This is a genomic window from Paenibacillus sp. FSL R7-0333 (assembly GCF_038000365.1).
In the GTDB taxonomy this organism is placed as follows: Bacteria; Bacillota; Bacilli; order Paenibacillales; family Paenibacillaceae; genus Paenibacillus_AQ; species Paenibacillus_AQ silagei.
On sequence record NZ_JBBOBZ010000001.1, the window covers coordinates 7589176 to 7603232 of the forward strand.

Annotated in this window: 13 protein-coding genes and 1 other RNA gene; 11 read left to right on the forward strand and 3 right to left on the reverse strand. The window is 45.4% G+C overall.

Going from position 1 to position 14057, the window contains the following annotated elements:
• Window positions 1-159: 159 nt before the first annotated feature.
• From smpB to MKY86_RS32825, 4 genes are all read left to right on the forward strand, one after another.
• The gene (gene smpB / locus MKY86_RS32810; protein ID WP_036690100.1) at window positions 160-639 is read left to right on the forward strand and encodes an SsrA-binding protein SmpB; all 480 of its coding nucleotides are present in this window, start codon (window positions 160-162) and stop codon (window positions 637-639) included.
• A 202-nt stretch (window positions 640-841) separates the two neighbouring features.
• Window positions 842-1206, forward strand: a transfer-messenger RNA (tmRNA) gene (ssrA, locus tag MKY86_RS32815).
• Between the two features lie 117 nt (window positions 1207-1323).
• Window positions 1324-2139, forward strand: a complete 816-nt coding sequence (locus MKY86_RS32820; protein ID WP_340827738.1) for an Rpn family recombination-promoting nuclease/putative transposase — start codon at window positions 1324-1326, stop codon at window positions 2137-2139.
• Window positions 2140-2329: 190 nt separating this feature from the next.
• Entirely contained in the window at window positions 2330-3115 is a 786-nt protein-coding gene (locus tag MKY86_RS32825) for a nucleotidyltransferase domain-containing protein (protein ID WP_076077080.1), read from the forward strand.
• On the opposite strand, the gene MKY86_RS32830 is transcribed toward MKY86_RS32825, so the two are convergent.
• Together MKY86_RS32830 and MKY86_RS32835 are read right to left on the reverse strand one after the other, a co-directional pair.
• A complete protein-coding gene (locus MKY86_RS32830; protein WP_076077083.1) occupies window positions 3057-4958 on the reverse strand; it encodes an alpha/beta fold hydrolase in 1902 nt (633 codons plus the stop codon). The genes MKY86_RS32825 and MKY86_RS32830 overlap by 59 nt on opposite strands.
• 58 nt (window positions 4959-5016) lie before the next feature.
• On the reverse strand, window positions 5017-5583 hold the full coding sequence (locus MKY86_RS32835) for a TetR/AcrR family transcriptional regulator (RefSeq protein WP_076077085.1): 567 nt from the start codon (window positions 5581-5583) through the stop codon (window positions 5017-5019).
• Between the two features lie 129 nt (window positions 5584-5712).
• On the opposite strand from MKY86_RS32835, the gene MKY86_RS32840 reads away from it, so the two are divergent.
• The 6 genes from MKY86_RS32840 to MKY86_RS32865 all read left to right on the forward strand — a co-directional run bounded on the left by MKY86_RS32840 (window position 5713) and on the right by MKY86_RS32865 (window position 10426).
• Window positions 5713-6966 (forward strand): mechanosensitive ion channel family protein, encoded by a 1254-nt coding sequence (locus tag MKY86_RS32840; RefSeq protein WP_076077088.1) that lies wholly within the window; start codon window positions 5713-5715, stop codon window positions 6964-6966.
• 227 nt (window positions 6967-7193) lie between these two features.
• Window positions 7194-7955 (forward strand): hypothetical protein, encoded by a 762-nt coding sequence (locus MKY86_RS32845; protein ID WP_076077106.1) that lies wholly within the window; start codon window positions 7194-7196, stop codon window positions 7953-7955.
• Window positions 7942-8451: a DUF6516 family protein gene (locus MKY86_RS32850; RefSeq protein ID WP_076077108.1), complete on the forward strand. Its 510-nt coding sequence runs from the start codon at window positions 7942-7944 to the stop codon at window positions 8449-8451. The genes MKY86_RS32845 and MKY86_RS32850 overlap by 14 nt, the downstream gene beginning before the upstream one ends.
• 84 nt (window positions 8452-8535) lie before the next feature.
• Entirely contained in the window at window positions 8536-8796 is a 261-nt protein-coding gene (locus tag MKY86_RS32855) for a hypothetical protein (RefSeq protein WP_076077111.1), read from the forward strand.
• Window positions 8797-8829: 33 nt separating this feature from the next.
• On the forward strand, window positions 8830-9372 hold the full coding sequence (locus MKY86_RS32860) for a DUF6155 family protein (RefSeq protein ID WP_076077113.1): 543 nt from the start codon (window positions 8830-8832) through the stop codon (window positions 9370-9372).
• Between the two features lie 136 nt (window positions 9373-9508).
• Window positions 9509-10426 (forward strand): VOC family protein, encoded by a 918-nt coding sequence (locus MKY86_RS32865; protein ID WP_076077116.1) that lies wholly within the window; start codon window positions 9509-9511, stop codon window positions 10424-10426.
• A gap of 97 nt (window positions 10427-10523) precedes the next feature.
• Here the strand turns inward: MKY86_RS32865 and MKY86_RS32870 are convergent, their stop codons facing one another.
• On the reverse strand, window positions 10524-12854 hold the full coding sequence (locus tag MKY86_RS32870; RefSeq protein ID WP_076077119.1) for a helix-turn-helix domain-containing protein: 2331 nt from the start codon (window positions 12852-12854) through the stop codon (window positions 10524-10526).
• A gap of 255 nt (window positions 12855-13109) precedes the next feature.
• Between MKY86_RS32870 and MKY86_RS32875 the strand changes: the two genes are divergently transcribed.
• Entirely contained in the window at window positions 13110-14048 is a 939-nt protein-coding gene (locus tag MKY86_RS32875; protein ID WP_076077121.1) for an ABC transporter permease, read from the forward strand.
• The last annotated feature ends 9 nt before the right edge of the window (window positions 14049-14057 follow it).

Here is a 14057-nt window from a genome sequence, read left to right on the forward strand (position 1 = left end):
TGTTCCTTTAGGGGGACAGTGCTTTTTTAATAAGAATCAAGCTTCACACGACCGCGGCATAGAGCGATCCTTCCTTGCGTTGGCAGCTCCGCTTTTGATACAATATAGACCTGGTGTCCGTGAAGGATTGCCGGGAATTCGATTCAAGGAGTGACGCTCATGGGTAAAAAAGCAGACGGGAAAGTGCTCGCCCAGAACAAAAAAGCTTCCCATGACTATTTTATTGAGGACACCTACGAAGCGGGTTTGGTTCTTACAGGAACAGAGATCAAATCGCTGCGTAATGGCCGCGCTAACATTGGGGATGCGTTCGCAACGATCCGTAATGGCGAGATTCATATCCACAACATGCATATCAGTCCTTTTGAACAGGGAAACCGTGCCAATCCTACCGACCCTACGCGCACGCGTAAGCTGCTGATGCATAAGGAGCAGATACACAAGCTGCTGGGCTCGTCCAAACGGGATGGCTTCACCATTGTGCCGCTTAAGATTTATGTGCGTAATGGCTACGCCAAGCTGCTGATTGGTCTGGGTAAGGGGAAGAAGGAATACGACAAACGGGATTCCGCCGCGAAGCGTGACGCACAGCGTGATATCCAGCGTGTGCTGCGTGACAAGCAGAAGGTCGCCAGATAGACGGACTACTGCACTTGCGCGAAGTGGTTCCAGATTCAACCTTCAATTCCTTTAACCCACGTGTTAAAGTGTTGATAAATGTGCTATACTGGGTAAGTAGATTTTTTGCTTCTGAACAGCCATCTTAAGTCAGATCGCTGTGTACCGGATCAGCATTTGTGCTTGTGACTGATCCGTTCATCCGAAGCGCCCTTTCTAATGAGGGGCCGTTCTTGGATTCGACGGGGATAGTTCGAGCATGAGTAGCGAGTAGTGGGGACGCGTCCGCTTCATCAACGCTAAAGCCTATTAAACGGCAAACAACAAAACAACTACGCTTTCGCAGCCTAAGAAACTGTGTGCGTGCTTCTACTCTGCATCGTCCATGTGACAGGGCTAGGGGCTAACAAATAGTGGAATACGCTGTCTCATCTCCGCCTGGGGTGAGCTGAAGAAGATAATCAGGCTGACCCGAAGGGGACCCGGTTACGGGGGGCTTCTAGGGTGACATCAAAACTGTAACTACACTCGTAGAAGCTTATGTGCCGTTATCTTCGGACAGGGGTTCGACTCCCCTCGGCTCCATATGGAGTATCAGTGAAAGACACCTTAATAGGTGTCTTTTTTCGTTATAGGTATTTTCCTTCTAAGCCCATTTCAAATGAAAAATGTTATAATAAATATTAAAGAATGGAGCTGATGCCGATGGAATTACTCGACCCGCGTGTGGATTTTGTGTTCAAACGGATATTTGGCAGCGAGAATAATAAGGATGTGCTGCTGGCGTTTCTTAACCGCATTTTTACAGAGGCTGGCGAGCCGCCGCTGACCGAGATCATTCTAATGAATCCCTATACGGACAAAGACGATCCACTCGACAAACAATCCATCTTTGATGTTTATGCCAAGACTTCTGAAGGTAAACTAATTGATATAGAGATGCAGTTATTTAATAAATACGACATAGAGAAAAGAACTCTCTTTTACTGGAGTAAACGATATGCGAGTCAACTCAGTGAGGGTGAGAAGTATCTAGAGTTGAAAAAATGCGTAACGATCAATATTTTGAATTATTTGTTCTTGAAGAATCAGCAATATCATAACGTATTTCATTTGCGGGAAGACCGGACAGGAATATCCTTGATTGATGACATTGAGGTTCATTTTTTGGAGTTGCCGAAGCTGGATGAACATAGTGTTCCGTCTGAAGGCGGATTGATCAATTGGCTGTTGTTCCTGAAAGGTGCCGATATATCACAATGGGAGGTGCTGAAGATGAATGAGCCGGGTTTGGAAAAGGCAATGGATACTCTGCAATATTTGAGTCAGGATTCTGATGCTAGACGACTTTATGAGGCTAGACAGAAGTATCTTCATGATGAAGCATCTATGCTGGGAAGTGCTAAATTGGCAGGTATAAAGGAAGTAGCGAAGAATATGCTTGACTTGAATCTGGACATAACGACGATTGCAAAGGCCACTGGATTAACAGAGCAGGAGATCAATGCTTTGAGGAAGTAAAAAATGTGGGAGCATCCAATGTGAGGGTGCTCCCTTTTTTTGTTACTAACGATGCCTTCCTTTATTAGGGGTGATGATTGATTTATTCGGGGGATTGCGGGAATTTCAAAAGTAGAATATTATTACCTTATGATTAATGTATTGGATTACTAATTAATGTTTATATTAATTTAATTGGAGTGGATGTATTATGTATCCCCATCATCAAGCTGCCATTGATGCCATCACCAACAAGCTTAAAGCCAGACCCGACGTACAAGGGATCATCATCGGGGGTTCCGTGGCGCATGGCTTTGCGGGCGAAACCTCTGATATCGACATTATGATCGTCCTTTCTGAAGAGGATTACAAGAAAGCTTGTTCCATCCATAATCTTGGGTATTTTGAAACGGAATCCTGTTCTTATGAAGGCGGTTACGTGGACGGGAAGGTTGTATCCGCTTCCTACATCAAGCAAGTGGCCGAATCCGGCAGCGATCCTGCTAAGTTCGCATTCCAGGATGCGTTCGTCACGTATTCCAATATTGAGGGGTTGGAACAGTTGGTCCAAGACGCTCCCCGATATCCGGTGGAGAAAAAGGCAGAGAACATGCAGAAGTTCTATGCACAATTCGAAACCTGGAAATGGTATTATTACGAAGGACTGAAACGCAACAATCGTTTATTAATCGACTACTGTTTGACCCACTATGCCTTTTTCGCAGGTAGGCTGATTTTGGTACACAACGAAACGCTGTTCCCTTCTTATAAGTGGTTCTTAAAGGTTCTGGAAGGGGTAGAAAAGAAGCCGGAGAATTTGTTGGCGGACATCCATCGGGTACTGGAAGAACGAACGCCGGAAGCCGTCGAGAATCTGTACGAGAGTATTGTGGAATTTAATAACTGGTATCAGGCAGAGCATCATTGGACGGTTCAGTTCATGATGGATAGCCAGCTGAACTGGATGGACGGACCGGTTCCGGTTCTCGATTTATAAACTGTTCCGCTAACACATAACAAGCCGTCTCCCCTGGATGGCTAATAGGAAAATGATGACCATAGGGAACAACATCAATCTTACCAAGCTGTACTGGAGCAGAATAGCGCCGATCTTGATCTCCCCACATGATATGAAGATTAGACCCCGGTACTTTGGTGAAATCGCCCTGATAGCCTTTCGACAGAAAATGGTTGAGCTGAAGAGTGGTATTTATAATTCTGGGCGAAGTGAAGCTACTGCGTACTTTGGCAATATAATGTTTCGGGATGCTCTCTGTGGTTTCAAACAGACCATGACCAATTAAATAACGTTCTAATGAATTAGCCGTTGCTAATTTCAATGCCCACTTGTTCATAATTTGAGGAGCATGAAACGACTTAGGATTTTTTCTCTCAACAGGTGGCTGAAGTAAAGTAATCGTATTCTTCGTATCCAGGTACTCTCGCGCTAACGCTTCCAGCAGAATAACCGCTCCGAAGGAATGGCCAATCCAATGTGCGCCATGAGCAGCTTTTCCTGATAACTCCTTAACTACATTCAAATAGAGATCTATAAGATTCTTCTCATGCTTAAAAGGGGACCGTCCTAAACCTGGAAGATCCGGAATCCATACAGGTTGACCCGTTTGTTCATGAAGCTCTAGACCTAAAGGAAATAAATCGGCTCCATCACTCAACAAACCATGGAATAAAATAAATGGCCTGCCCTCGCCTGGTATTTGATAAATCACAGTATTTCCGGTTAAGGTTCGTTCAAATGAATGATTATGCTGGTTATTTGGGTACATCAGGCGATAATCCAAATCTGCGACTACGGCCGGGAAAAAATTCATAACACTCGTCTTAGTAAACCAATCTGCTCCCATGACTTTTTTCGGTAAATCATTTGAAAACTTTCGATTTGTAATAAAGTTCAGTCCATCCGATGGAATTTGTGTGATTTTACTGAGCCCGCTGTTCATAAGTGCCTTCATGAAGCGAAGCGGCACAGAGATTGTAGGTGCGGGCATATTCATACTTTCTGACATCACGCCTAATAATTCAGATATATCCGGGTCCAGCGGTTGGTCTGGAACAAGGGTATAGGTTTGAATTGACGATGTCTCCAGCTTAACAACCTGAACCATAAACTTCGCCAGCGCATCGTTTGCAATCAGCGGTAATTTATACCCCTTGCCTCCAGGTATAACTGGCATCAGCCCTCTGCGCATACTCTCCACAAGCAAGCCTAAGCCGGCAACCTGCTCCGTACTTCCTGTTGTACTGCTGCCGACTACGGTGGGTGGATTAATCACAGACAGTGGATAGCCGATTGCGGAGGCCTGCTGGCGAATATACAGATCTGCTAAAAATTTGGTTCTTTCATAAGGATTTTTTATTTTCAGATAGTCGTGTCCTTCTTTAAACACATCGATCGCAACCTTGCTGTTATGGTCATCAAAGGGGGACATATATCCAACTACATGAATAAATTGCTGCAAACCCTTCAATTGATGGATACGTTTAGCGAATTCACTGATATGCTTGGCACCGTTTAAAAATACAGAGGTTGCTTCTTGCGTTGTCGCTTGAATATCCATTTGTCCGCCTGCGTGAATAATAACATCCGTGCTCAGTACCTTCTTCTTATCTTCATCACTTAGACCTAAATCTGGTTTCGTCAAATCACCTTCAATAAAGTGCATGGCTGCCTCGTTGAAAAAACCTTTTTTCTGAAAAACGCGTGTTGCTTTACTTTTCGACCTCACTAAAAGAAAAATCATAACCTCCTCTTTAAGAAGCTCCTCCACGAGTTGCCTCCCAATAAAACCTGTTCCACCTGTTAAAAATATGGTTCTCATATCAACCGCGCTCCTTTTAGTGCTGATTGGTACTAATTTTGTGTAAAAAAAATGCTTCTTATCGAAGCAAGTTGAAAAGGTGGCTTGCTGTTCTCGTGATCACCGTTGCATCCTTCAATGTCTCTGCAAGAAACAGCGCTCCTTCCAGATTCGTTATAAAAAGTGCCGCTACCTCGTCAATATGAATCGTATCTCTAAACTCGCCTTTTTCTGCTCCTTGTTGTAGTAATAGAGAGATTTTCATTTGTAATCCTGTGAAAAAGAGACCTATTTTTTCCTTGATGTGCGTAGCTTGTGCCGGAGTTTGAATATAAAGTGTAATAAACGGACAGCTCCCCTTATAGTCTCTTGACTGAACTCCCTCCGATAAATGCTTTAAAAACATCTGGACACGATCTTCAACGGATAACTGGTTCTGAGAAAGGATTTGATCTATTGCCCGCTCATACGTTTCAATCCAATAATCAACGACCCCTGCTAACAATTCTTCCTTATCCGCGAAGTGATAATACACATTAGATTTGGACACTTTGCTTACACGTACTAATTCATCCATGCTGGTATAAGCAAATCCCTTTTCTAAAAATAAGGCTGCCGCGACTTCAAGCACACGTTTTTGGTTCATTATTTTTGCCTTTGTCATGAGTAGAACTATACAGTACTAAATTGAGCGTTGCAAGTATTTTTATTTTTGCATAACACCTAACAATCCTCTATAATTGTAGGCTACTATGCACCCAGTCAGGAGGAAATGATGAATTTTATACAAGAGCACCTAGCAGGATATGGAATGAGCGAGCAGATGGTTGTGTATCTCTCGAACATCATTATGGTTTTATGTATTGCTTTACTCTCTATAGTGGCTAATCTTGTTGCCAAAAAAATCGTACTGAAGATCATCATCCATATCATTCATAACAACCGGTATACGTGGGATAATATCTTTTTGGAGAAAAAAGTATTTCACAAGCTGTCGCATCTCGCTCCGGCCTTTATCATTTATTACGCCGCGCCTATTTTTCCGCTGTATCAGTCTTTCATTGTAAAGTTCGCCTTAGCTTATATGATTATTGTAACGATCACGGTGTTTAATGCCCTGCTTGATGCCATCGATGCTATTTATCGTACGTATGAAGTGTCCAAGATGAGGCCGATCAGAGGCTACATTCAGGTTGCGAAGATTATACTGTATATAATTGGTGCGATTGTGGTGATTTCTAACCTCATGGGTCAGAATCCGCTGATTCTGCTTAGTGGACTGGGCGCGTTATCCGCTGTTCTGATGCTAGTGTTCAAAGATTCGATATTAGGCCTCGTGGCAGGTATTCAATTATCTTCTAACGATATGGTTCGTGTAGGCGACTGGATTGAAATGCCTAAATATAATGCCGACGGCAATGTAATTGATATTACGCTGAATACGGTAAAGGTGATGAATTTCGATAAAACCATTACCATGATTCCGAGCTATGCCCTGATCTCAGACTCTTTTAAAAATTGGCGGGGGATGGAAGCCTCCGGGGGCAGAAGAATTAAACGAAGTGTCTGTATTGATACAAGCAGCATATGTTTCTGTACCAAAGAAATGATTGAGGAGTTCCAAAAGGTTCACTATCTTAGCAATTATGTCCTGACCAGATTAGATGAAATTAACGCCTATAATACGGAACATCATATCAATAGGGAGAGCAAAGTGAATGGAAGACAGCTAACGAATATCGGGGTGTTCCGGGAATATGTCCAAGAATATCTGCGCAATCATCCCAAAATTCATAAGGATATGACGCTCATTGTCAGGCAGTTAGCACCAGGAGACAGCGGACTGCCTTTAGAAATTTATGCGTTCAGCAATGAAACTACCTGGGGTGTGTATGAGTCCGTCCAGTCGGATATCTTTGATCACATTTTTGCGATTATCCCTCTGTTTGGACTTCGCGTTTTCCAGAACCCGACGGGCCAGGATATTGTTAATTTAAAAGAAAGTAGGGAGTATTCGGCGGGATATTGAGGTGTGATTAGATGGAATCAAAAAAGGCCCTTTGGGGTCTTTTTTTATGTGAAATTATATTGATTGCAGTTGTTTATATGGTGTTACCTATACTCATAATATTAATAATGGCATAGTCTTGGATGAACTTATCATAAATAGTTAGCGATAATCATAAATTAATAATTAGTGATATTGATAAATAACAAAGTTAGCGTTAGAATGGGGGAATAAAGGAGATGAATCTTATGAGTAAAGCTCTTTTCGATCTTACCCAGCAACAAATCAATATAGGCTATAAAGAACAGAATGAAGGGATTCTTGAAAAGGAGACTGAATTTCTCTTCAATATGATTTATAAAACGTTCTTGGTTGCTTTTTCAGATAAGGTTGCTGCGATTAAAATGGATATGCAGACTTTGAGTCTAACGCCCAGCTATCTCTTTTCTGAAGAACATAAAGGCAATTTAATTAAATGGCTTAGTCGCTTTTCGAAAATGGAATTACCCTCATCTGATTTGAATTTTGGGAAACTCAAAATAGATTTTGAACATTGGTATATGCAGCTAGGCGGAGAAAAGATTGAATTTGTTTTTGTGGAACACTATCTTATGACACCATCTGAAGCAGCTGCTGCTTTAAATATTTCTACGGTCACTTTGCAAAAATATATTAAACAAGGACTAGACTGTGTTGATACGGAAAAGCATCGTAAAATCCCAAAGTATGCCATAGAGCTTCTTAAAGATCCCATATATGGTATACGTATGCAGATCCTAGCGCAGGAAAAGAAAAAGGGTAAGCAGTCAAAAGAGGAGCGAGCTAAGGAAATTGCTCTAGAACTGATGGATCTTCAACTAAAATTTAAAGGTAAAACGTTTAAGGAAGCATTTGCAGACTACAATGGTGATGAAATGGATGATCCAACGGATTACCATCGGTGGTTAGACCTCGAAGAGGAATTAGCTGAAATTATGAAGCTCAGCGGAGGTGCAAATGACGCAAAGTAAGATTGAGCAATTAGCTCTCAAAAAACTCTTACCCGCGAATCTTTTTAGTATTACAGCTCAATTCGGTCATTTGCTTGAGACTTATCCTAATGTTCCAGGGAATTCAGGTATCTATGGTAATTACACGAGAAATACAAATAAGTTAGATGTGCTTTTTCCTTTAAAAGAACATCCTGTACACGGCATTACTGGTTTACATGCGCTAGAATCATACGACGCCGCTGGGTATGTCCGAAGATACACTTATAGCTGGAAAATTATCATTCCTAAGATGGGCGTCAGTCTGCATCATATATCAGCTTGGGGTAATGACCCTCATGATTCACCAGATACACCTGAAGAGTTCAAGGTAATTACCGAACCTCATCACCATCATCACATTCCTGGCAACCGGAGGCACAGAAAAGAGAATTGGGATGTGCATACTCTGGAAGAGGCGTTTAATTTTGTAGAGCCTTATATAGTTAATGGTATCGAATATAAAGGAAATTTTTAGAGAGACCGTCTTATGGCGGTCTTTTGATCGATTAGGTAGTTGTTCTTAAATGGTGCCGATACATCACACTGGGAGGTGCTGAAGATGAATGAACCGGGATTAGTAAAGGTGATGAGTACTTTGCAGTATTTGAGTCATGATTCTGAGGCAAAACGGTTGTATGAAGCCAGACAGAAGTATCTGCATGATGAGGCGTCCATGCTGAGTAGTGCGAAAATGGCAGGTGTAAAAAAAGGGAAAATAGAAGTTGCACGAAATTTGTTAGCTATGGCGATGGATCATGCGTCTGTCGTTAAACTAACTGCTCTAAGTGAGGATGAAATCCGTACTATAAAGTTGTTATAGTATACCTTGAAAGCCCTAGAGAGGAGTGCTCCAGTGCCGAAGCTAAGAAAAACAACACTCAAAAAGCATCTGAACCAATTTACGAAGGAAGAGCTTGTTGAAGAAATGATGAATCTGGTGAAGCAGCAACCGATGCTTGAGGAATATTACATATCATTGTTAACTCCAAATGAGAAAGAGATTCTGAATAAATACAAGAAAATCATTGAGAAGCAATTTGGCGACAGAGGAGAGGTTCTGCGCTACCCCGTTATTAAGAAGGCGATTAAGGACTTCAGTAAGGTATCCGCCAACAAGGAGCAGATTGCTGAAATTATGGTGTTCACGGTGGAGTGCGGGGTGGACTTCACCCGGGCTTACGGAGACATCGATGAGCGGTTCTATCTGACGGTGTCCAGTATTTATAGACAAGCGTTGGAATACATTATGAAGAATGATTTGGAGGAAAAATTTGTAGACCGTTGCAGAAGGTTGATGGAACGTAGTCATGATATTGGCTGGGGCTTTGGAGATGCCATGGTCGAATTCTATTATGACTATTTAGGGCACATGGAGGAAGAAGGGGAAGAGAATTAGCCTATACGTGCGAGGCCGGAGGCTGGGCAACCTTGTCCGAATAAAGAATAAAGGAGCCTCCCTGTAGTGTATAATAAAGCAAATTAAAGCCCCTATCCCTGGATCGGAATGGACAGGAAGCTGAGGAGGAATCGTTGTGGCCAGTATCAGACAGAGAATTGTCCCGCATCTATGGTATGACAAGGAGGCGGCAGAAGCCGCCCGCTTTTACGCTACTGTGTTCCCGGAATCCAAGGTAACGAGTGTGACCACCATTCAGGATACGCCGTCCGGCGATGCGGATCAGGTCTCTTTTGAGGTCTGGGGGCAGCCGTTCATGGCGATCAGCGGAGGTCCTTATTTCAAGCTGAATCCGTCGGTGTCTTTCTTTGTAAATTTTGATCCCTCACGGGAAAAGGATGCAGCAGAGAGATTAGATGAGGTGTGGGATAAGTTAGCGGAAGGCGGCACCGCCTTGATGCCGCTTGGCAAGTATCCGTTCAGTGAGCGGTACGGCTGGATTCAGGACAAGTATGGGGTGTCCTGGCAGCTGATTCTAACGAATCCGGCAGGGGAGGAGCGGCCTGCAATTATTCCTTCCTTGTTGTTCGTAGGGGATCAGTGCGGGAAGGCGGAGGGGGCGATGTCCTTCTACTTATCCGTATTCAAGGATTCGCGGCAAGGTCTTCTTACCCGCTACCCGGCAGGCTCTGCGCCGGATCAGGAAGGAACGATTATGTTCGCAGACTTCATGCTGGAGAATCTGTGGTTCACGGTCATGGACAGTGCGCATAATCATCAGTTCAGCTTCAATGAAGCCGTCTCCTTCATGGTGTCCTGCGATTCTCAGGAAGAGATTGACTACTACTGGGACAAGCTGTCCGCAGTTCCTGAAGCCGAGCAATGCGGCTGGCTGAAGGATGCCTTCGGTATCTCCTGGCAGATTATTCCGGTGGAGATGAATGAGATGATGAAGAAGGGCACACCGGAGCAGCTGGCGCGTGTGACGAAGGCTTTTCTGCAGATGAAGAAGTTCGAGCTTACGGAACTGCGTAAGGCCTATAAGGGAGAATAAAAGCGGCAACTTGCTGGAATACCAACACAAGCGATAAGGACCTAATCCTTATCGCTTCTTTGCGCGCAAATATAAGAATGTATAGGTTTCACTTGCCTCACACCTTCCCCCCGCCATCCCCCGCCCGGTACTTCTTGCGGTACTGGGCCGGGGTCATGCCGTACACCTTTTTGAAGCTGGAATAGAAGGTGTTCAGGGACGAGAAGCCGAAATGCTGCACGATGGGCTCGATCGGCGAGTCGGAGGCAATGAGCTCCTGGCAGATGAACGTCAGCCGCTTCTCGGATATTTTGTCGGTGATGGACTGGGTGGTCTCTGCTTTGTACAGACTGCGGAAATAATTGACGGACAAGCCCAGGTGATCGGCCAGCATGGTGGCCGACAGATTCGGATCGGTGAGATGACTCTCGATGAACTGGTCCACCTGTCCGATCAGGGCGATATTCTTGGATTGGCTGCGGGCGGCCGCAATGTCTTCGAGTGTTCGGGTAATCAAGGCCTCCATCCACGGCATGACGTTATCCATTGTTTCCTGCCGAATGATCTGTTTCTCAATGGACGTCAGTCCCCACGAGCTGGGCAGCGGCTGGGAGGAATGCTCCTGGATGAGCCGGCGGATGTCCATAAACAAGGTAATCAGAGACATTTTACATTCAAAATAAGGAAGTTCCCGCAGCTTCACAACCGCTGAGCGTAAGACCTCCAGAATGACGGCGGCGTCCCCCTTGAGTATGGCCTGGGCGATCTGCCGCTCCTGACTCACAGGCAAATGATATAATTCCCCGGGTGCAGCGGGCAGCCATTCCTTCACAATGAGCGACCGGTGTCCAAACCGGAACCGCTCCTGCGTCAGATCATACGTCTCCAGATACACCTCATGCATGTCGGTTAAGCCAGGCAACGTCCGGCCCCAGGCAATGGTAGTTCCTACGGACAAATACTGCTGGATTAACTGCCCTGCCACTTGCAGCTCCTTCGCGAATTCCTCTGACAAGGGAGCCGATAAGACTACAGCCACGTGGTCGTCCCCCATATCTACCGTCTGCAGCTTGTGCCTGGACGATTGCAGCGACTCCTGAATGATATTGGACATCGCGAACCGGAGCAGGCGCCGGTCCTTCTCCGGGTACACTCCCGAGAATTCCGCGAAGTGGTCGATCCGGAAGATGGCTACGGACAACTCATCGCTTGGCAGATCAATCCCCCATTCTAAGAATTGAGCGCGGATCTCCGTTGCCGAATGGTACGTCTCCCCGAGGAAATCCCTTAAGAACCGCTCTCTGCCCAGAAATTTATTATGCCGCCATTGCTCGGTAAGCTCGTGAATCTGATTATGCTGCGAGGTAAAAACGCTCGATAAGTATTCGAGTTCATTGGCGTTCGCCTCAAGGCCGGGCTTCTCCGCCTGATGCTGCCGCATGACCCGGCTGATCAGCTCCTGAATGGGGGAGTACACCCGTTTGGAGATTAGTATAATCACCGCCAGGGAGGCCGCGAACAAGACAAGGAACAGGATCAGACTGGTGTCGCGCAGGACCGTGATTTTATTCAGAATGGCGGACTTCGGGATCATCTCAATGAAGGTCCAATCCTGGATACCCTTAACGGAGGAGTCGGCATAGACCACTAGCTTCTCCCCCTGATCCTGTGGCTGAAATAGCTTCCAGCCGCTGGCTCCCTTCATTCCGTGGCTTCTGAGCTCGGCAATCTGCTGCGGATTCATGGGCGTGCTGCTAAAAATCGTCTCGTCCCGGTCATTCAGCACGGTGATCGACCGGCTGGCGAAGTTTGAATTATTCTGCAGCAGGGTCATGAGATTATCCGTATCTACATTCATGACGAATGCGGAGATGGAGCTGCCTTTTTCATAAAATCTGACAATAGTCATCACTTCTTTGGGGGTGTTCCCGGTAAGAGGGAGAGACAAGGTTCGCGGAATGAGCACGCTGTGGTTCGCTGTTTCCGGGTCACGTAAGCGCTTAATAATATCCTGATCGTAAAAAGCGGCGGTATCATTTAACCCAAGTCTGGAGTCAATAACCGTATTCGTATAATCGTTAATGAGGTAGACCGAATCAATGGAGGGGTTGGCGTTCTTAATGTCCGTCAATTGGCTCCATACCTCATAGGTCTCGAAATCGCTGTAATGGTCCGAAAGGGCATACACCTTAAGCGCGCTGTCATTACTGGAGGAGAAGCTGAAATCAAGCGCCCATTCCATCAGCCTTGATGTATTCCGGGCCCCGTTCACGAGGAGGGACTCTGAATGATCGCCGATTTCCTCCAGCAGTGTCTTGGAAGATTGCCCATAGAGCAGGACGAAGGATACCCCTAATACCAGAACGTTCGCACTGACAAAATAAAAAATAAGCTTCATGTAGGTAGGGTGCCGCTTCAGCGAGGCGAAGAACGGTTGTCTGAATTTCATGGCTCTGGAACCTCCGTAATCATAACTGTCCGGCTCATTATAAGTAGATTTATTATAGCACACCGGGTATTTTCGTCTGCCGAATCGTTTGTTTTCGGAAGAGTGTTGTTTTTGGGAAGGCGGTAAATCTGCACTTGCGGGAAGAATTGGCGTTTCTCGGAATTGCTCAGGGCGCAATGGCTTGATAAGGTGACGGCATAGATAACGGGACGCTTATGGGGCGGTTACCGGTCTTGAGGAAGGGGGGATGTACAAATGAACTACCAGCTTAACGCAGGTAAACGTTCAAAATGGAGGCATATCACGCAGAATCCTTTTCTGTATGTGATGGCTGTACCGGGGCTGTTGTTTTTTCTCGTGTTCAGCTATTTTCCTATATACGGGATTATGATTGCCTTCAAAGATTATGATTTTGCCAAGGGGATCACGGGGAGTGACTGGGTAGGGTTTAGAAATTTCGATTACTTTTTTACATCAGATGACTTCTGGACGATTCTGCGGAACACACTGCTGCTCAACGTGCTGTTTATTGTGTTCACGACAGTGGCGGCCGTCCTGATTGCGCTCATGTTCAATGAGATCCGCAATAAGTATTTCAAACGAATCTCGCAGTCGCTTATTTTCCTTCCATACTTCATGTCCTGGATTGTAATCGGGATGATTGTGCAGTCCTTGTTCGGCGGGGAAGAACCAATGATTAATACCTGGCTGATGAATCTCGGGATGGAGCCGGTCAATTGGATGTTTGAGTCCAGTCTTTGGCCAGCTATTCTGACCGTGATTCGCGTGTGGCAGGGTGCCGGTTATCTCTCGATTATTTTCCTGGCCGCCATTACGGGCATATCGGAGGATCTGTATGAGGCGGCCCGGATCGACGGAGCTTCTAAACTGCAGATTGTGACGCGCATTACGCTGCCGCTGCTGGTTCCGACGATTATGATCATGACGCTGCTGGCCGTGGGCAAAATTTTCAACGGGGACTTTGCAATGATCTATGCCATCATTGGCGACAACTCCATGCTGTATCCGACGACCGACGTCATTGACACCTTTGTCTTCCGCTCGATGCGGCAGCTGCATGATTTCGGCATGTCTTCGGCCGTAGGCCTGTTCCAGTCCATTATGGGTCTGATCTTCGTCATTGCCGCCAACTGGGTAACCCGCAGGGTATCCAAAGAATCTGCTTTATTCTAGGAGAGGTAC